The organism is Amycolatopsis sp. FU40, assembly GCF_021903635.1.
GTDB classification, from domain to species: Bacteria; Actinomycetota; Actinomycetes; order Mycobacteriales; family Pseudonocardiaceae; genus Amycolatopsis; species Amycolatopsis dendrobii.
In genome coordinates this window covers 1,138,828-1,157,701 of sequence record NZ_CP091381.1, presented here as the reverse complement: position 1 = coordinate 1,157,701, position 18,874 = coordinate 1,138,828, and the positions used below count along the sequence as shown (strand labels likewise).

17 protein-coding genes are annotated in these 18,874 nt (G+C 71.1%); 2 read left to right on the top strand and 15 right to left on the bottom strand.

Annotated features, from left to right (window positions below; translation table 11 throughout):
* Positions 1-5: 5 nt before the first annotated feature.
* From L3Q65_RS06630 to L3Q65_RS06575, 11 genes are all read right to left on the bottom strand, one after another.
* A complete protein-coding gene (locus L3Q65_RS06630) occupies positions 6-782 on the bottom strand; it encodes an ABC transporter ATP-binding protein (RefSeq protein WP_237599060.1) in 777 nt (258 codons plus the stop codon).
* Complete coding sequence (locus L3Q65_RS06625; RefSeq protein ID WP_182891858.1) at positions 779-1,801, bottom strand: iron chelate uptake ABC transporter family permease subunit; 1,023 nt, start codon at positions 1,799-1,801, stop codon at positions 779-781. Before L3Q65_RS06625 ends, L3Q65_RS06630 begins: the two co-directional genes overlap by 4 nt.
* Positions 1,798-2,781, bottom strand: coding sequence for an iron ABC transporter permease (locus L3Q65_RS06620; protein ID WP_182891859.1), 984 nt, complete (start codon positions 2,779-2,781; stop codon positions 1,798-1,800). Before L3Q65_RS06620 ends, L3Q65_RS06625 begins: the two co-directional genes overlap by 4 nt.
* A complete protein-coding gene (locus L3Q65_RS06615) occupies positions 2,778-3,773 on the bottom strand; it encodes an ABC transporter substrate-binding protein (protein WP_182891860.1) in 996 nt (331 codons plus the stop codon). The genes L3Q65_RS06620 and L3Q65_RS06615 overlap by 4 nt, the downstream gene beginning before the upstream one ends.
* A gap of 93 nt (positions 3,774-3,866) precedes the next feature.
* Positions 3,867-4,721: a siderophore-interacting protein gene (locus tag L3Q65_RS06610; protein WP_237599059.1), complete on the bottom strand. Its 855-nt coding sequence runs from the start codon at positions 4,719-4,721 to the stop codon at positions 3,867-3,869.
* Positions 4,718-4,960: a phosphopantetheine-binding protein gene (locus tag L3Q65_RS06605; protein ID WP_182891862.1), complete on the bottom strand. Its 243-nt coding sequence runs from the start codon at positions 4,958-4,960 to the stop codon at positions 4,718-4,720. The genes L3Q65_RS06610 and L3Q65_RS06605 overlap by 4 nt, the downstream gene beginning before the upstream one ends.
* Positions 4,957-5,619, bottom strand: a complete 663-nt coding sequence (locus L3Q65_RS06600) for an isochorismatase family protein (protein ID WP_237599057.1) — start codon at positions 5,617-5,619, stop codon at positions 4,957-4,959. Before L3Q65_RS06600 ends, L3Q65_RS06605 begins: the two co-directional genes overlap by 4 nt.
* A gap of 3 nt (positions 5,620-5,622) precedes the next feature.
* Positions 5,623-7,221, bottom strand: a complete 1,599-nt coding sequence (locus L3Q65_RS06595) for a (2,3-dihydroxybenzoyl)adenylate synthase (protein ID WP_237599055.1) — start codon at positions 7,219-7,221, stop codon at positions 5,623-5,625.
* 83 nt (positions 7,222-7,304) lie between these two features.
* Positions 7,305-8,615, bottom strand: a complete 1,311-nt coding sequence (locus L3Q65_RS06590; protein ID WP_370648207.1) for an isochorismate synthase — start codon at positions 8,613-8,615, stop codon at positions 7,305-7,307.
* 256 nt (positions 8,616-8,871) lie between these two features.
* Positions 8,872-9,687: a 2,3-dihydro-2,3-dihydroxybenzoate dehydrogenase gene (locus tag L3Q65_RS06585; protein ID WP_370648206.1), complete on the bottom strand. Its 816-nt coding sequence runs from the start codon at positions 9,685-9,687 to the stop codon at positions 8,872-8,874.
* 623 nt (positions 9,688-10,310) lie between these two features.
* Positions 10,311-12,545: a cation-translocating P-type ATPase gene (locus L3Q65_RS06575; RefSeq protein WP_237599053.1), complete on the bottom strand. Its 2,235-nt coding sequence runs from the start codon at positions 12,543-12,545 to the stop codon at positions 10,311-10,313.
* A gap of 189 nt (positions 12,546-12,734) precedes the next feature.
* Here L3Q65_RS06575 and L3Q65_RS06570 point away from each other — a divergent pair, with 189 nt between their 5' ends.
* A complete protein-coding gene (locus L3Q65_RS06570) occupies positions 12,735-12,968 on the top strand; it encodes a hypothetical protein (protein ID WP_182891866.1) in 234 nt (77 codons plus the stop codon).
* 158 nt (positions 12,969-13,126) lie between these two features.
* Here the strand turns inward: L3Q65_RS06570 and L3Q65_RS06565 are convergent, their stop codons facing one another.
* Positions 13,127-15,064 (bottom strand): cytochrome c oxidase assembly protein, encoded by a 1,938-nt coding sequence (locus L3Q65_RS06565; protein ID WP_370648176.1) that lies wholly within the window; start codon positions 15,062-15,064, stop codon positions 13,127-13,129.
* Between the two features lie 119 nt (positions 15,065-15,183).
* Positions 15,184-15,753 (bottom strand): sigma-70 family RNA polymerase sigma factor, encoded by a 570-nt coding sequence (locus L3Q65_RS06560; RefSeq protein ID WP_106961353.1) that lies wholly within the window; start codon positions 15,751-15,753, stop codon positions 15,184-15,186.
* A gap of 100 nt (positions 15,754-15,853) precedes the next feature.
* Between L3Q65_RS06560 and L3Q65_RS06555 the strand changes: the two genes are divergently transcribed.
* Complete coding sequence (locus L3Q65_RS06555) at positions 15,854-16,594, top strand: zf-HC2 domain-containing protein (RefSeq protein WP_182891868.1); 741 nt, start codon at positions 15,854-15,856, stop codon at positions 16,592-16,594.
* A 241-nt stretch (positions 16,595-16,835) separates the two neighbouring features.
* Here L3Q65_RS06555 and L3Q65_RS06550 read toward each other — a convergent pair whose 3' ends face one another.
* Together L3Q65_RS06550 and L3Q65_RS06545 are read right to left on the bottom strand one after the other, a co-directional pair.
* Positions 16,836-17,444, bottom strand: a complete 609-nt coding sequence (locus tag L3Q65_RS06550; protein WP_237599051.1) for a DUF5134 domain-containing protein — start codon at positions 17,442-17,444, stop codon at positions 16,836-16,838.
* Complete coding sequence (locus tag L3Q65_RS06545; RefSeq protein ID WP_182891870.1) at positions 17,441-18,763, bottom strand: PepSY domain-containing protein; 1,323 nt, start codon at positions 18,761-18,763, stop codon at positions 17,441-17,443. The genes L3Q65_RS06550 and L3Q65_RS06545 overlap by 4 nt, the downstream gene beginning before the upstream one ends.
* Between the last annotated feature and the right edge of the window lie 111 nt (positions 18,764-18,874).

Below are 18,874 nucleotides of genomic sequence, written 5' to 3'. Positions count from 1 at the left end.
CGGGGTCAGAGCGACGGCACGACCATCGGCGTGCCGGTGACCGGATCGGGCACCACGACGCTCGGCAGGTCGAAGACTTCCTTGATCAGCGCGGCGTCCACCACGTCGCCGGGCTCGCCCTCGGCCACGACCCGGCCGTCGCGCATGGCGACGACGTGGTCGGCGTAGCGGCAGGCCTGGTTGATGTCGTGCAGCACCGCGATCACCGTGCGGCCCTCGTCGCGCAGCCGCTTCAGCAATTCCAGCACCTGGTACTGGTGCGCGATGTCGAGGAACGACGTCGGCTCGTCGAGCAGCAGGTACGGCGTGCGCTGCGCGAGCACGACCGCGATCCACACCCGCTGCCGCTGCCCGCCGGACAGCTCCTGCACCGGACGGTCGGCCAGCCCGGCGACGCCGGCCGCGGTCATCGCACCGACCACCGCGGCCTCGTCCTCCTCCGACCACGAAGACAGCAGCGACTGGTGCGGGAACCGGCCGCGAGCGACCAGCTGCCGCACACGGACGTCCTCGGGCGCCGACGGATCCTGCGGCAGGAAGCCGAGTTCCCGCGCCAGCGCCTTGGCCGGATACGCCCCGACCTCGCGGCCGTCGAAGGTCACGCCGCCGCCGGACGGGCGGAGCAGCCGGACGAACGCGCGCAGCAATGTCGATTTGCCGCACGCGTTCGGGCCGACCACCGCGGTGAACGCGCGGTCGGGAACGTCGAGCCGTAACTGCGTCGACACGACGCGGTCGCCGTAGCGCAGGGTGAGGTCCCGCGCGGTCAAGCGGGCGGTCACTTCCGCCGCACCTCCTTGGTGAGCAGCCAGATCAGGTAGCAGCCGCCGATCGCCGTGCTGACCACGCCGACCGGCAGCGACACCGGGGCGAGCAGCATCTGCGCGACGAGGTCGGCCCCGGCGAGCAGCAGCGCGCCGACCAGCGCGGCGGGCAGCAGCGGAATCCCGGGCGCGCGGGCGAGGCGGCGGCCGATCTGCGGGGCGGCGAGCGCGACGAACGCGATCGGCCCGGCCACCGCGGTGACCGTCGCCGTGCAACCGACGCCGATGACGACCAGCTGCAGCCGCAGCGCTTCGTGCCGGACGCCGGTCGTGACCGCGAGTTCCGTGCCGAGCGCCGACTGGTGCAGCGCGGACGCCCGGGTCAGCAGCACCGCGAACAGCACGGCCAGCACCCCGAACGGCACCGCGACGTCGCTCCAGCCGATGCCGTTGAGCGAACCGGCGCTCCAGCCGACCGCGGCGATCGCCACCTCCAGGTCGGCACGCAGCACGATCCACGAGTTCAACGCGGTCAGCATCGCGTTGATCGCGATCCCGATGACGATCAGCCGCAATCCGGACCGGCTGCCGCCCATCGACAGCAGATAGACCGCGGCCGCGGTGACCAGCCCGCCGACCACCGACGCGAACGTCAGCTGCGTCGGCGATCCGGACAGCACCGTCATCGCGATCAGCGCGCCGGTGTAGGCACCGGAGTCGAGGCCGATCACGTCCGGGCTGCCGAGCGGATTCCGCGTGACGTTCTGGAAAATCGCCCCGGCCAGCCCGAGCGCGGCACCGAACACGAGCCCGGCCGCCACCCGCGGCAGCCGCCATTCGCGGATCACCACGCCCGGTCCGCCGCCCGATCCGCCGAGCGCGGCGAACACCCGTGCCGGGCTCGCCCAGGCCGCGCCGTAGCAAAGCCCCAGCAACGCGAGCCCGGCGAGAACGACCGCGAGCACGGCGACAAGGACGACCGTGCGGCGCTCGACCCGCAGCGAAATCCGCCCGCGGCGGAACACGAACGCGGTCACAGCGCGGCCGTCCCGTACTTGCGGACGGCCCAGATCAGCACCGGACCGCCGACGAACGCCGTCACGATCGCGACCGGCACCTCGCCGGTCGGCAGCAGCACGCGCGAGCCGATGTCCGACACCAGCAGCAGAATCGGGCCCAGCACCACCGCGAACGCGGTCAGCCACGGCACCGACGCACCCGCCGCGCGACGCGCGAGATGCGGCACGATCAGGCCGACGAACAGAATCGGCCCGGCCACCGCGGTCGCCGCTCCGGCCAGCAGGGTGATCAGCAACAGCGTCACCGCGCGGATCCGGGCGACGCTCGCACCGAGCGTGTGCGCGACGGTGTCGCCCAGCGCGAGCGCGTTCAGCTGACGGCTCAGCAGAAACGCGGCAACCACACTCACCGCGATCACGATCAGCGGCACTGTCAGCGGAGCCTGTTCCCGTCCGGCCAGCGAACCGACCGCCCAGAACCGGTACCGGTCGAAAGTGTCCGGCAGCAACAGCCTCAAGCCGAGCGAAACGCCGCTGAGCACGAACGTGAGCGCGGTACCGGTCAGCACCATCCGCAACGGCGACCGCCTGCCGACCGCGTAGACCAGCAGGGTCGCCAGCACCGCGCCGAGCACCGCGAACAGCAACTCCCCGGACGCGGAAACAGCGATGCCGAGCGCGGAACCGATCGTGATGGCGAACCCGGCCCCGGCCGTCACGCCGAGCACACCAGGTTCGGCGAGCGGATTGCGCGACAGCACCTGGACGAGCACCCCGGCCACCGCCAGCGCAGCGCCGACGCCGACCGCCAGCAGCGCACGCGGCGCCCGGACGTCGCGCACCACAGCCTGATCGGCCGGATCGCCGTGCCCGAAGATGGCCTTGAGCACCTCCGCCGGCGCGATGCCGTGCGCGCCGACGCCCACGCTGACCACGGCCACCGCCGCCAGCAGGACGACGGCGGCGGCCAGCAGCGCGGTCCGGCTGCGCGCGGTCACTTCTTCAGCAGCGGCGCGAACGCCTGGTCCACCGCGTCCAGCGTCTTCATCGCCGCCCGGTAGGTGGCCGCTTCGGTGTAGCGGAAGGCGAACGTCTTGCCCGCCTTCACCGCGGGAAGTTCCTTCCACAGCGGCGAATCGAGCACGTACTTCACCGCGGGCGGCACCGAGCCGTCCGGCTTCACCGAATAGGTGATCGCGTCCGCCTGCGCGAACGCGGTCGGCAGTTCCTCGATCGACGGGTACTCGCTGACGTCCTTCGAGCCGCCGCCCTGGACCTTCACCTGGCCGAAGTAGTTCGCGCCGATGTCCTGCGCGACGTTGGTGCCCCAGGAATCCTTGAACTCGCGCTGGAAGTTGCCCTTCGCTACCTCGCCGTACGCGCCGACGTGGCCCAGTTTCAGCTGCGGCAGCACGGCTTTGTACTTCTCTTTGAGCTGCTGCGCCTTGGCTTCGTATTCCTGGCGCGCGGCGTCGAACCCGGCCAGCGCGCCCGCGGCGTCGGACTGCTTGCGCGAAAGCTCCCGCCACGCCGACGGCACCGACGGCCCGATCGCCACGACCGGCGCGATCTCCTGCAACCGCTTGACGTCGATGTCCGCGAGCACCGGCTTCGGCACACCGATCACGATCAGGTCCGGATCCGCCTGCGCGATCGCCTCGTAGTTCGTCTCGGCGGCCTGCTCTCCCGCGACCTTCGGCAACTCGTCGTACTTCTTGCGGTCCTCGGTCGTCATCATCGGCAGGCCGCGCTTCCACGTCGAGATCCCGACGAGGGGGGCCTTCGCCTCGAGCAGCGCCGGCACGGCGTACCCGGTCGCGATCACGCGCTTCGGCTTGACCGGGATCTTGATCTCGCCGTTGTCGGCGGCGAACACGCGGGTCGGGGCGTCGCTCCCGCCGCTCTGCGCGTCGCCGGAACCGCAGCCGGCGACGACAGTGAGGGCGACCGCGAGGGCGGCGGCGAGACGGGTCTTTCTGGTGACGGTCATGCGTGGGTCCTCAGGTAGTGCGGATCGGTGCGGGCGGGTGGGGGGTCGTGAGTGTTTGTGCCGGTTAGAACCGGCACAAACACTCACGATGCGTTAGTGCTCGTGCTCGTCGTCGAAGTCCGCGACGCCGCGTTTCCAGTAGCCGGTCACGTCGTAGTCCTCGCGGGCGAGCCCGAGGTCGTCGCGCAGCCAGCGGCGCAGCGGCTTGATCGCGCCCGCTTCCCCGGCGATCCACGCGTAAAGCCGTTCGCCTTCAGGCACTTTGACTTCGCGCACGGCGTCGGCGAGAAGCTCGACGCTGCCCGGTGCGGCTGCTCCGCGGTGCAGCCAATGGACTTCGACGCCGTCCGGAGCGTCGAGGTCGATCTCCTCGCTCGCGTCGGCGACCTCGGCGAACGCCCAGCCCGCCGCGGTCCGCGGCAGTTCCTCCAGCCAGCGCGCGAGGGCGGGCAGCGCCGTGATGTCCCCGGCGAGCAGGTAGCGGTCGTAGCTGTGCGGCACGATCAACCCGCCCGGCGGACCGGCGACGTGCACGGTCTCGCCCGGCTGAACCGCACGCGCCCAGTCCGAGCCGAGCCCGCCGTCGTGCAGCGCGACATCGAGGTCCAGCTCGCCGGACGCCGGGTCGTAGCGGCGGACGGTGTACTCGCGCGAGATCGGCGACGGCTTCGGCCAGCGGAGCATGTCGCCGTTCGCCTCGGGCAGCCGCAACTGGCCGTCCGCGTCCGGGAAGAGGAGCTTCACGTGCTCGTCCGGCGAATGCGCCTCGAACCCGGTCGTGCCCGGCCCGCCGAGGGTGACGCGCAGCAGCCCGGCGCCGACCGCGCTGGTCCGCACGACCTCCGCGCGCCGGATCCGGATGGGGTACGGCACTTTCTCGGCCTGCCGCCCGGCGCGGACCTCCGCGATCCGCGCGGTGTGGCGATGCCGGTGCGCGTCCCGGCTCACTGCGCGCCGCCGGCGAGCAGCTTCGTCCAGTGCCCGAGCCGCGGGTCCTCGGCGAGGTCGGCGAACTCCAGCCGGCTCGCGCCCGCGCCGCGCCACTTCTCGACCAGGCTCATGATCCGCATCGAATCGAGGCCGAGGTCGGCGAGATCGGTGTCCGGGGTCAGCTCGTCGAGGCCGCAGCCGAGCAGTTCGGCGACGTCGGCGTTGACCTGTTCGGCAGTCAGTCCGGGGGTGCTCATCGAGGTGCTCCTGCGGGAATCGGCGCCGACAGCGCGGCGAGCGCGCCGACGGTGGTGGTAACGACGCCGCAGCGCTGCGCGACGTACTCGCACGCCTGGTCGTGCCGGGAGCGGTCGAAGTCCGCGACCGCGTCGCTGATCAGGAACGGCCGGACGTCGCGCATGAACGCCTCGACCGCCGTGGTCTGGCAGCCGATGTGCGCGTAGACGCCGGTGATCAGCAGCTGGTCGCGGTCGCCGAGCTGCTCGCGGAAAGTGCTGCGCTGGAACGCGCTGTAGCGCCATTTGTCCAGCACCGTGTCGCCCGGCCGCGGCGTCAGCTCGTCGACGATGTCCGCCGCGCGCGGATCGTCCTCGATCACCGCGCCGATGCCGTCGCCCCAGAACTCGGTGAGCAGCCCGCGATCGGCGGCGGGCTGCCTGCCCGGCTGCGCGGTGTAGAACACCGGCATGCCCCAGCTTCTCGCCTTCTCCGCGAGTTCCGCGATGTTCGCCACCATCTCCGGAATCGGCGAACCCTCGTACGGGGCGAGGAAATACCGCTGGACGTCGTGCACGAGCAAAGCCGCCCGCGCCGGGTCGGGCCGCCAGTCGACCCGCCCCGGGGGCAGGTCCGCCGCCGTCGGCAGCGGATACGCCCGGATCTTCGGCAGGGACACGCCTCACCTCTCCTTCGCCAGGGCGGCCAGCGCCGCCCGCAGTTCGCGTTTGCTGGTCTTGCCCACGCCGGTGACCGGGAACTCCGCGACCACCTCCACCAGATCCGGCACCTTGAACGCGGCCACCCCGCGCCCGCGCACGAACCGGCGCAGCTCCGCCGCACTCGGCTGCTGCCCGTCCGCCGGAACGACGTACGCGCCGGTCCGCTCGCCGAGGTACTCGTCCGGCACCGCGACGACCGCGGCGTCGAGCACGCCCGGATGCGCCATCAGGTGGTTCTCGACCTCTTCCGCCGCGACCTTCTCGCCGCCGCGGTTGATCTGTTCCTTCGCCCGCCCGACAACCTCGAGATGCCCGGATTCCCTTTGCCGCACCAAATCGCCCGTGCGATAGAACCCGTCCTCGGTGAACGCGGTCTTGTTGTGCTCGGCCGCGTTGTAATACCCGCGAATCGTGTACGGCCCGCGCGTCAGCAGCGCACCGATTTCACCCGGCTCGACCAGTTCGTCCGACGCCGCCAGCGGATCGTCCGGATTCACGACCCGCACCTCGTCGTCCGCCGAAATCGGCCGCCCCTGGGTGCCGAGAACGAGGTCCGCCGGATCGTCCAGCCGGGTGTAGCAGACGAGCCCCTCCGCCATGCCGAACACCTGCTGCAACCGGCACCCCAGCGCCGGCCCGACGCGCTCCGCGAGCTCCCGTCCGCACTTGGCCCCGCCGACCAGCAGAACGTCCAAAGAGGACAGATCCCGCCCGGTCCGCGCCGCCGCCTGCACCCAAGCCGCCGCCAACGGCGGAACGACCCCGCTGATCGTGACCCCCTCAGCCTCGATCAACCGGAACGCGGTATCGGCGTCCGGCCGCGGCGCCATCACCGTGGCCGCCCCCGCGTGCAACGCGCCGAGCAGTCCCGGCGAGCTGAGCGGAAAGTTATGCGCGACCGGCAAAGCCGCGAGATACACGCTTTCCTTCTTGAGCCCGCAAATCCGCGCACTCTCGCGCACGCTGTACAGATAATCGTCATGCGTCCGCGGAATCAGCTTCGGCAACCCCGTGCTGCCGCCGGACAGCTGCAGAAACGCCATCCCCTCCGAATCCGGATCCGGCAGCTCCCGCGGCGCGGTCGCCGCCAACTCCGCGAACTCCGGCTCCCCCACGACGAAGACTTTCCGGTGCTGCGCGACCTCACGCGCCATCGTCGCGTGATCATGCCCAGCGTGGTCCCCGACGGTGAGGATCGCTTTCGCGTCACTCTGCTCCGCGAAGTGCCGCAACTCGCTGTCCCGATGCGCAGGCAACGCGAACACGGGCACCGCAGCTGCCCGCCACAACCCGAAGACGACCGAGACGAACTCCGGAATGTTCGGCAACTGCACGACGACCCGGTCGCCTGGTTTGATTCCGTTCGCGACGAACCCCGCGGCCAGCCGATGCGCCCGCTCGTCCGCCTCGGCGAACGTCCAGCGCTCCCCCTCGCCGACCACCGCCGTGCGGTCCGCGTACGCCTCCTTGAGCGAGCTCAGCAGCGCTCCGAACGTCTGGCCTCGCCAGTAGCCGCGGGCCCGATACTGGGCGGCGGTTTCCCTCGGCCACAGACTCACGCTTCCCCCTTCGCACGCGGCGTCCCGCGCCAACGCTCGCTCGCCCGATACCGCGCCGCGGTTTCCTGCGGCCACAACCACGCTCACGCGGCCCCCTCCGCACCCAGCGCGCGCAGCAGCGTCCCGAATTTCGCGCTGGTCTCCGCCAATTCCGCCGCCGGATCAGAACCGGCCACGACCCCAGCCCCCGCGAACAGCCGCGCGGTCTTGCCGGCGACCTCGGCACACCGGATCGTGACGACCCATTCGCCGTCCCCCGCGAGATCGGTCCACCCGACCAGCCCCGCGTAATACCCGCGATCCTCAGGCTCAAGCCGCGCGATGGTGTCGCGCGCCAGATCGACCGGCACCCCGCACACCGCAGGCGTCGGATGCAACGCCTCGGCCAGCTCCAACGCCGACGGCCCACCCGGCCCCACCCGCCCGGCGATCCGGGTCGAGAGGTGCCACATCGCAGGCGTGCCCATGACTTCCGGCTCTTCCGGAACGTCCAGCTCGGTGCAGTAGCGCCCCAGCACCTCCGCGACCTGCGCGGCGACGAGGGCATGTTCGTCGAGGTCCTTTTCGGACACCCGAAGCTCGGCGATCGCTTGCGCGTCCCGCGCCGGATCCCCCGTCCGCCGCCGCGATCCAGCAAGCGGATTCGCGGTCACGAGGTTTCCCTTGCGAGACACCAGCAACTCCGGGCTGGCCCCGACGAGCGTCCGCGGCGCCGGATCCCCGGGCGCACTGACGTCGACCGCGAAGGCATGCGCCGCCGGATCCGCCACGACGAGATCGCGGAGGAGCTTTCGCACGGAAACGCCTTGCTCGCCAACGAGATCCAGCGCCCGGGCGAGGACAACCTTGCGGAGTTCCCCGTCACCGATGAGGTCGACCGCCTGGCGGACGCTTTCGGCGTAAACCTCGGGCGCCGGCTGCGGGACTACGGTCCAGGATGATTGGCCGTCTCGCAACGACGCTTCGACGTCTGCGAACCCTGAACCGCTCCGAGATCCGGCGATGGCCGCACCTTGGTTTTCGCTGCGCTGCCCCGCACTGCCCGCCACCTGCGAACCCCCGTCCGGCTTCCCGCCGGACTCCGCCGCATTGCCCGCCGCACGCGAACCCGTGCCCGCGTTCCCGCCGGACTCCGCCGCCGGTGAACTTCCGCCCAGCCGCAGGGAACCCGCGGCCATCCGCTGCGCGTCCCCGCCGCCCGGCATTTCGGCCCGCCGCACCACCGCGGGCACGATCAAGCTGCTCCCGGAGTCCGGCCGGAACCCGATCGCTCCCACCACGACCGGATTGGCGACCCCCGCCAGCACCGCGGCTTCCAACGCCTCGGCAGCCGCCGCGGCCCGGTTGCCTGCCGTGCCGCGGACGTGCGAGTGCACCCCGTCGGCGAGCAGCACCCCGCGGGCCGACGAGTAGTAGAACGACCCCGGCAGGTACGCGGCCAGGAGATCCGCCGCCCGGTGGACCGGCCGCGGACGGGCCGGAGCAGGTGAGGACACGAGGTGAATTCCCTTTCGCACACGCGCAGGCGGCCGAGCCGCCCCGTCCGTTCCTTGCGGGCAAGGTCCGGACCTTGACTGTTCGGTTAGCCTAACCTAATGGACACTAACGTACCCGGACGAAAAGGAAAAGCCGCCCGGCGGGTCGACCGGGTCACGCGCGCAGCGTGGCCCCGCCGTCGACATAGAGGTTCTGCATGGTGATGTGCCGGGCCCGGTCGGAGGCGAGGAACAGCACCGCGTCGGCGATGTCGGCGGGATCGGCGATCCGCCCGAGCGGAATCCCGACGCGGAATTGCTCCGGATTCCCTGCGACAACCCGGGCTTCGCCGGAGTCGTCCGTCCACAGCAGACGTTGCATGTCGGTGTCGGTCGACCCTGGCGAGACGATGTTGCACCGAATCCCCGACCCGGCGAGTTCCAGTCCGAGACAGCGGGTGAGCATGGTCGCCGCCGCCTTCGAAGCCGCGTAGGCAGCCATCCCGGTCCGCGGGACACCGGCCGCGTTCGACCCGACGGTGACCAGCGCGCCGCTCCCCCGCGGCTGCATCCGCCGGGAGATCTCGCGCAGCACAGTGAAAACCCCGGTCGAGTTGACCGCGAAGGTCGCCGCCCAGTCCTCGTCGCTGGTCTCCCCCACCGACCCGGGCCGCAGCACCCCCGCGACCGACACCCCGATCCCGATCGGCCCCAACTCCCGCTCGACGTCCGCCACGACTCGCGCGACCGCCCCCGGCTCCCCGACATCCGCCACGAACGGCACCACCCGCCCGATCCCCCCGGCCGACGGCGGGCCATCGACCGACGGCCCGGCGCCGCCAGCCCGCGCCGCATCAGCACCGTTGACTACCGGCACAGCAGCTGCGACCACCTCCGCCGGCGCATCAGCAGGAGTCCGGACTGCATCGCCGCTCGCCAAAGCCCCTTCAGTCGCAACTGCGGAGGACAGCGCGTCATCAGCACCTTCCACCACAGCACTCCCGGCGGCATCACCGCCTGCGACAGTCCCCGCCTGGATACTCCGAGACAGCCGCTCGCCATCCCGAGCCCCGGCCGCTTCCGCCGCAACAGAACCCCGCTCGACAACGCCACCGACGATCGTCCCCGGCGAGGCATTCCCAGGCAGTGGCTCACCATCCCGAGCCCCGGCCACCTCCACCGCAACAGAACCCCGCTCGACATCGCCACCGGCGAAAGCCCCCGCCGGAGCACTCCCAGACAGCCGCTCACCATCACGAGCCCTGGCCGCTTCCGCCGCGACAAAACCGCTCGCGGCATCCCCGCCAGCGCCGACGTCCGAACCACCTCGGACATCCGCCCGAGCCGGCTCCGCGCCGTAGTCCCGGGAAGCGACCTCCCGCAACCCCTCCTCGTCGATATCCACCGCGGCCACCACGGCACCGGCTCGGGCGAGCGCCTCCACGACGGCCGCCCCGATCCCGCGCGCACCGCCGGTCACCAGCGCGATCCGCCCCTCGATCCCGGCTCCCGCGTCCCGCGTCACCGCGCACCTCACCCTCCGTCGCCGATTGATTAGGCAAACCTAACCTAATCGAGTGAGCGGCGGCCAGGGTGATCCCGCCCACCCCGGGCTCAGCGGCCCGGCGCGAAATTCCGCAATCGCAGGCTGTTCGCCACCACCAGCACCGACGACAGCGACATCGCCGCCCCCGCGATCAGCGGGTTCAGCAGTCCGCACGCAGCAAGCGGCAGCGCGGCCACGTTGTACCCGAACGCCCAGACGAGATTCCCTCGAATGGTGCGCAACGTCCGTTGCGCGAGACGGATCGCGTCCGGCAGCACCGACAGGTCATCGCGGACCAAAATGATGTCGGCGGACCGCAAGGCGAGATCGGTCCCCTCGGCGACGGCCAACCCGAGATCAGCGGTCGCCAGCGCCGGAGCGTCGTTCACTCCGTCGCCGACCATCGCCACCCGATGCCCCTTGCCCTGCAACGCAGACACCGCAGCCGCCTTCTCGCTCGGCAGAACCCCGGCGAGCACTTCGGGAATCCCGACCTCCGCGGCGACCGCCTGCGCCGTCACCTCGTTGTCGCCGGTCAGCAGCACAGTTTTCAGCCCCAGCCGATGCAACTGCGCGACCGCTGCCCGCGCCGAAGGCTTCACCTCGTCCCGCACCGCGAGCATGCCCGCGACCTCGCCAGCCGCCGATACGAGCACTGCCGTCGCCCCGCCAGCCTCCGCCGACGCCACAACGTCCTCGACCTCCGGGCCAACCGAAATCCCTTCGTCCGCCAGCAACCTCGGCCGTCCGACGGCCACCGTCGTTCCCTCGACCACGCCGCGGGCACCCAGCCCGGGCAGTGCCTCGAACTCGGCAGCCGGAAGTGCCACCGGCGCACCGGCGACAATCGCTGCGGCAATCGGGTGTTCTGACGACGCTTCCACCGCAGCGGCGAGGCGAAGCACCTCCGCCGGCGAGAAAGACCCGAACGCCCGGGTCTCGGCGAGAGTCATCCGCCCCTGCGTCACGGTGCCGGTCTTGTCCAGCACCACGGTGTCGACCGTACGACTCGCCTCGAGCGCATCCGGCCCCTTCACGAGGATCCCGAGCTGCGCGCCCCGCCCGACGCCGACCATCAGCGCGGTCGGCGTCGCCAGCCCCAACGCGCACGGGCACGCGATGATCAGCACGGACACCGCCGCGCCGAACGCGTCCCGAACCGGATTCCCGGCGAGCAGCCACCCCGCCAGGGTGAGCAGCGCCAACGCCGAAACCACCGGAACGAACACCGCGCACACCCGGTCGGCCAGCCGCTGCACGGCCGCTTTCCGCTCCTGCGCGCGCTCGGCCAGCGCACTCATCTGCGCCAGCTGCGATCGCGCTCCGACGGCCTCCGCCCGCACCACCAGCCGGCCGTTCAGGTTGACGCTCCCGCCGATCACCCGGTTCCCCGGCCCGACCTCCGCCGGAACGGGTTCGCCCGTGATCGCGCTGACATCCACTGTGGACAGACCGCTGTCGACGGTTCCGTCCGCGGCGATCTTCTCGCCCGGCCGCACCACGAACCGGTCGCCTGCCGCCAGTTCTCCGATTCCGGCCAGCACTTCGCCGTCCGCACGCAGAATCCGCACGTCCTTCGCCGCCAGCGCGTCCAGCGCGCCGAGCAGATCCGCCGCGCCGCGCCGGGATCGCGCCTCGAAATACCGGCCGGCGAGCAAGAAGGTCGTCACTCCGGCCGCGACGTCGAGGTACACCGAATCCGCACCCGGCGCGGTCGCGCCGAACCCGATCCAGTAACCCGCCTCGCTGCCCGATCCGATCAGCACCGAAGCCGCCGACCACAGGTAGGACGCCAGCACGCCCAAGGAAACGAGCGTGTCCATACTGGACGATCGGTGCCGCAGATTGCGCAGCGCGGCCCGGTGGAACGGTGCCGCCGACCAGAACACGACCGGGGTCGCGAGCAGCAGGCACACCAGCTCCCACAACGGGAACCGCAGCGACGGCACGAGCGCGAGCGTGATCGACAGGTTGCCGAGCGGGACGGCCAGCACCGCGGCCACGATCAACCGGCGGCGCAAGTCGCGAATCCGCGCGTCGCGGTTCTCCGGGCTCGATTCGCCGCGGACACTCGCGGTGTAGCCCGCCCGCTCGATCGTCGCGACCAGCGAGGCGGGGTCAAGGTCAGGCGGATAGTGGACAGTCGCGCGTTCGGTCGCGTAGTTCACCGTGGCGCGAACGCCGTCGAGCTTGCCGAGGGAACGTTCGACGCGCGCCGCACAGGCGGCACAGGTCATCCCGCCGACGGCGAGATCGAGGTGACGGGTCGGGGTCGCCGCGGGGGCGGCGGTCTGCGCAGACATGGTTCTCCGGATTCCAGGACGGGCACAAAGTCGGTGGCAGTGCCGGCGCCGGGAAGGCGGACCGATTTCCATCGTACGCCTGTTTTTCCGGCGCCACTCCTTCGGGTGACTTGGGAACCTTTCGGCTCTCCCCGACGACTATCCGGATGGTGGCAGTGCCCGGCCCAACCCGATCAGACAGGAGAGAAGATGTCCGAAACCCTTGCCTCAGCGGGAAATCTTCAGCACGTGACCACGTTCTGCGGCAACTGCGACTGCGGCTGCCCGGAGCTGTTCCTCGACGACGCCGCACCGCCGGAGCGTCGCGTCGTGCTGACCGACGACTTCGGGCAGCGAGTGCAGATGAGCTTGGCACAGCTGAAAGTTCTCGTCGACGACGTCAAAGACGGAGCCTTGGACAAGGTGGTGACTGCCGTGGGCTAGCCACGGAATCGGCTCGGCGCAACGGGATCTCCGCCGCGAGTGGCGAAGCGGGAACTCGGTTCGCGGGAAGCCGGATTCAGCGGCCGACGGCTCGATGCCGGTCGTGCGGGATTCAGGGTGACCGAACCTGATCCGCGACGGCAGGCAGCGGACCGCGGTTACTGCCTTCTGGCCGCCAGGTTGGCGAGCATCGCGTTGTAGGCGGCGAAATCGTCGTCCTCGCCTTGGTCGAAGCGACGGTCCAGCCGGGCTGCTTCGCGGTCGTCGTGGCGTCCCCATTGCACCAGCAGCGCCACGACGACCACGATCATCGGGATTTCCCCGGTGGCCCAGGCGATGCCGCCGCCGAGGCGTTGATCGGAAAGGAGATCGGGCATCCACGGCAGGGAGAGGTAGCGGTAGAACGTCTCGGCGATCACCGTCTGCTTGTTCATCAGGATCACGCCGAAGAACGCGTGGAACGGCATCACCGCGAACATCATGCCGAGCCGCGCGAGATGCGGCATCGAACGCGGCGGACGGTCGACGCCGATCACCAGCCAGAAGAAAACGTAGCCGGACACGAGGAAATGGAGGTTCATCAGCTGGTGTGCCCAGTGGTAGCGCATCGCCTCGCCGAAGAGACCCGAAAAGTACAGCGCGTAGTACGAGCCGACGAACACCACCGACGCCACCAGCGGGTGCGCGACCAGACGCGTGAACCGCGAGTGCAGGAGCGCTGCGAGCCACTCGCGCGGACCGTCCGGTCCCTTGCCCGCCACCGGCAAGGCACGCAACGCGAGGGTCACCGGTCCGCCGAGCACGAGCAGCACCGGGGCGAGCATGGCCAGCGTCATGTGGATGACCATGTGCAGGCTGAAGGTTCCGGACGAGTACTTGCCCAGGCCGGACGACGTCGCGATCAGCACCGTCGCCCAGCCGCACGTCCACGCCCAGAACCGGCCGCGAGGCCAGTCGTCGCCGCGAGTGCGGAGGCGACGTGCCCCGACCGCATAGCCCGCCACCGCGAGCACCGCGACGACACCGAGGAGCAAGTCCGGACGCCAATCGGGAAAGAGCCGAGCGAAGGCAGGAGGATCAGGCAGGTCGTACCCGAGAACGGTCTCGCCGACGGTCGCCGGATCGTCCACGAACGCCGGCGGCACCAGATGCGCCAACCCGGCCGAGACGCCCATCGCCCCGGCCAGCACCACGGCCTCCGCCACGAGAGCCGCTGTGCCGCCGCTCCAACGACGGCGCATGAAGATGATCAGCACCGCCAGCACCACCGTGACCACGACCTTCACCCCGAGGAGCAAGCCATAGCCAGTTGACAATCCAGCCGGACGGGCAAGCGCCAGACCGTCGACGATCCCGGATGCGGCGAGCACGACGAGACACCACGTCGCCAACCGTCGATACCGGCGGAGCGCGACCTCCCGGGCCGCGCCTGAACCGCGGTGAACCAGCAGCGCAACCAGCGCACCGGTCCACAACGCTGCCGCGATCACGTGCCACACCAACGCGTTCGTGGCCAGGTCGTGCCACGCGCCGATGGAGACGTGCCCGGCGATCGCCCTCGGCAGCAACCCGACGAGGGCGAGGCCGAGCCACAGCACCGTGGTGCGCCAGGTCAACGTGCGCCAGGCGCCGATCGCCACCACAGCGGCTACCGCGAGGACGCAGAGCCACGCCTTGGGCTCCTCCATGGCGTCGACGAGGACGGCGAGTTTCGCCAGATGCAATGCCTCGGAAACCGGCCGCCCTGATGCGTCAGCGGCGTCGAACGGCACCAGCACCGCGGCTGCGAGCGCCCAAACGCCCGCGGCGCCCGCCGCGGTGCGGGTCGCCGCGTAACCGTCCGGGGAGAGCCGACCCGCTTTGCCCGGCGGGCCCAGAAACGCCGCGAACACCAGCCCGCCGACGCAAACCACCCCGGCCGCGTCGGCGACCAACCGGAGCAAGGAGGCGCCCAAGGACGTCACCGGACCAGGAGCCGGGTTGCCGAGAGCGGCATAGACATCGCCCGCCGCGGCGACCACCGCCACGACGGCCACCGCGGCAACCCCTGCCGCGGCAAGCAAACCCCGCCAGTGCGGGGCCGGAATAGTGCGCACAGCAGAGTGGTCGGGCGGAGAGGGCGGCGAGTTCCCGCGACGTGGGTCGCGGTCATCATCCAGTTCGCGCGGCACGAACGGCCCGATTGGCCGCTCTGGCTCTGCTGGCTCCGGCCGCGTCACATCGCGGTGTCGTTCTCCTCCTGGGCGCGCAGCAGATCGTCGCGGGCGCGGGACACCCGGGAACGCACCGTGCCGACCGGGCAGCCGCACACCTCGGCCGCCTCCGCGTACGACAGGCCCAGGAACTGGGTCAGCACCAGGGCTTCGCGGCGGTCCTCGTCGAGGGTGTCCAGCAGCAGGCCCAGTTCGATCAGGTCCTCGAAGCCTGCCGTGCGCGTACGGGCGGACTGCTCTTCGGCCGCGCGCTGCCAGTCGGCCGTCGTGGATTCGCGGGGGCGGACGGAGCGCGCGCGGATGCGGTCGACGACGACCCGGCGGGCGATGGACAGCAGCCACGTCCTCGACGACGACCGGCCCGCGAACCTCGGCAGCGAGCCGAACGCGCGCAGGTACGTTTCCTGGGTGAGGTCGTCCGCTTCGGCCGGGCTGGCGCGGTGGGCCAGGAACCGCCACGCGTCGGCCTGCGTCGCGCGGACCCAGGCTTCCAATGCGGCCCGGTCGCCGCGGCCGGCGGCGAGGGCCAGCGCGGTGATCCGCTCGTCGTCGTTGTCGCGGCCGGTGGACACGGACATCACGGTAGTCCATGCCCGTCCGGGACAGGTGCCTGACCAGTCCGGAGAAAAATCGCCGAACCCGCCGGGAACCGGGACGCGCGTCCGAGCGACTATGACAGACGTGAGCTGTGAAATCTTCCGCGAAGCGCTGTCCGCGCGGCTCGACGGCGAAGCGGGCCCGCTGCCCGGACCGCAGGTCGACCAGCATCTCGAGACCTGCGCGGGGTGCCGGACCTGGTACGAGCGGAGCGCGGCGCTGCGCCGTGCCCTGCTGGTCCGCAGCGCGCCCGAGGTGCCCGACCTCACCGGCCGGATCCTCGCCGAAACCCCGGCTCCGCCGCGGGAGAAATGGGGGCTGCGAGTCGCGCTGGGACTGGTCGGGCTGGTCCAGTGCGGGCTGGCGTTCGCGCAACTGCTCGGCATGGACAACGCCCACGGCGGCGGCGCTTTCATGGAAGGTCACCTCATCAACGAAAGCGCGGCCTGGAACCTCGCGGTCGGCGTCGGACTGCTGTGGGCCGCACTGCGCACCCGCGCGGCCGCCGGGCAGCTGCCGATGATCACCGGGTTCGTGATCGTCCTCGCAGTGCTCACCACCAGCGACCTGATCGGCGACCGGGTGACCGTCGCGCGGGTGCTGTCGCACGTCTTCCTCGTCGTCGGACTGGCACTGCTCTACGCCGTCCACCGGCAGCACCGCCTCCGGCATCAGCCCGGTCCCGACCTCGCCGACACCGCCGACGACCCGGGCCACACCACCGCGGCGCCCCACGGTGCGCTCGCCCTGGTCCGCCCGCATCCCAAGCGCGGCCGCGATTCCCAGCGCCCGACCGGACGGCATCGCGCGGCCTGACGCACCCTCGCTCGGGAGCCCGGCCTGGAAAGCTCACCCGGCCGGGAACCGGCGAGCACGGAATCCGCGACACCATCGCGGGCCAGCGAGCGACGCGAACCGCAACCCGGGAGGCGGTCGCGCTCTGCTGGAGAGCGAAGGCCGGCCTTGAACTGACCGAAAGTCGTCTCCGGCAAGAGCCTCCACGAGGCGAGGCCCAGAAAACCGCGCCCGGACCGCGCACCGGACAGCCCGTCCGGGCTCAGATCATCGCGACCGCCATCACCGCCATTCCCAAGCTCATCACGCCTTCCGTCGCCAGCCCGATCTCTCGCCGTCCGGGGCGGGCGACCGTCCGGGCGTGATCGATCGCCCTGGCCAGCCACGCGATTCCGGCCGCCAGGAAGACCACCGCCAGCACCGCCGCGACCACCACGACATGCGCGGGCGCGTGTCCGGTCATCGTCATGCCCGCGTCGCCCATGTCCATCCCGGCGTGCTCGCCGCCCATCGCGGTCGCGGACCTCGTCATTCCCGCCATCGCCGACGGCATCACGAACGCCATCCACGCCATCCCGGCCATCATCAGCGCGTGGTGCGCTCCGGGCAGGCGCCCGTGCCCGAATCCCAGCGCCGTGGTCACCGCGAACCATCCGGCTGCCGCCGCGAACAGCACGACCTGCGGCATTCGCGCGAAGGTCATCGTCGCGGGCCAGGCCATCGTGACCATTCCGACGCACATCGCCGCGTGGAGCGCGTCGGCTGCTCGACCGCTGAAGCCGGGACGCCGCGCGCATCGGTACAGACAGAACGACCCGGCGGCCGCGAACAGCAGCGTCAGGATCCATCGAAGACCCAGTTCGGCGATCATCGAGCGGTCTCCCGGCGCAGGCCCAGCAGGCAGTCCACCGCCAGGAATCCCAGCAACGACACCCCGAACACCGGCAGGAACCAGCCCGCCACCGCCAATCCGACCAGCGCTGGGGCCAGCACTCGCCCGGGGATCCGCCGCCATGTGCCGCGCACTGGCATCCGGCCGAAGCGACTCCCGCCCCGCGACCGCCCGGAACGGCCCCGCAGCCACCACATCCGATACCCCCACAGCACAACGCAAACCAGCGCCGCCCCGAGCACCGTCAGCGCCACCTGGTTCGCGACCCCGAACAACAGCCCCATATGCGCGTCGATCCCCCACCGGCTCAGCTTCGCGGCGAGCGGGTAATCGGCGAACTTCAGCGTCCCGGTGATCTTCCCCGTGCCGGGATCGACCGACATCGAGTCCTGTTTGGACGGCCAGCCCCGCCCGACCTGCTGCACCACGTAACCGCCGTCGGAAGGCGGCCGGATTTCCACCGGGTCGGACAGACCGGCGCGGGCGGTCGCGTCGCGCACGGCCTGCCAGCCGACGTCGCCGGGAGACCGGGAAGCCGAAGAGACCGACGGCGTCGTCCAGTCCCAAGAGGACCGGAGGTCGGTGATGTTCGCACCAGCGTGCAGCGACCACGTCAGTCCGGTGGCGGAGAGAAACAGCAGACCCGCAGCGATCCACAGGCCCGTCGCACCGTGCCAGGAACGCAGCCGTCGCCGTCCGGGTTTGCCCGCGGACGGCAGGAGCACGGCACGCAAGCGGCGGCGGCGACCCAGCCACAAAGCCGCTCCGAGAAGGGTGATCACCCACAGCCAGCTCGCCGCGAGTTCGCTGTACAGCCGGCCGAAGTCGCCGAGATGGAGGTTGCGGTGGAGGGTGTCGATCCAGCCTCGGGCGGGCAGCGCTTGCCCCGAACCGTAGGTCTCCAGTGCGCCGCGGACCTCGCCGTCGTGCGGGTTGACGAACACTGTGTACCGGTAACTCGGCGCCAGGCCCGGACGGTCGAAGATCACCTGGGTGGTGTCGGTCGCGGACGGCGCCGGGCGGACGCCGATGATCTTCCCGTCCGGCACCTGATCGCGAGCGACGAGCACCTGCTGGTCGAGCGGCACCGCGCCAGCAGCGGCCGGGACGTGCAACTCGTGCGCGTAGACAGCCTCTTCCAGCTGCGGCGTCCACGCGTACGCGATCCCGGTCAAAGCGGCGACCAGCAGGAACGGGCCGACGAATACCCCGGCGTAGAAGTGCAGCCGCAGCACTAACGGCCGGACTGCCGCCCACCCCTCCGCCGTGCGCGGCGCGTCGTCGATGCCGATGGCCATCCTGCTCCCTTCGCGTGGTCCGCCTCCTGAGGAGTCGGACCGGCGGGGCAGTCGGTTCCCAGCGGCGGCAAACGCCCGTTCGGGTGCCTCGCGCCGGCGAAGCATTGCTTC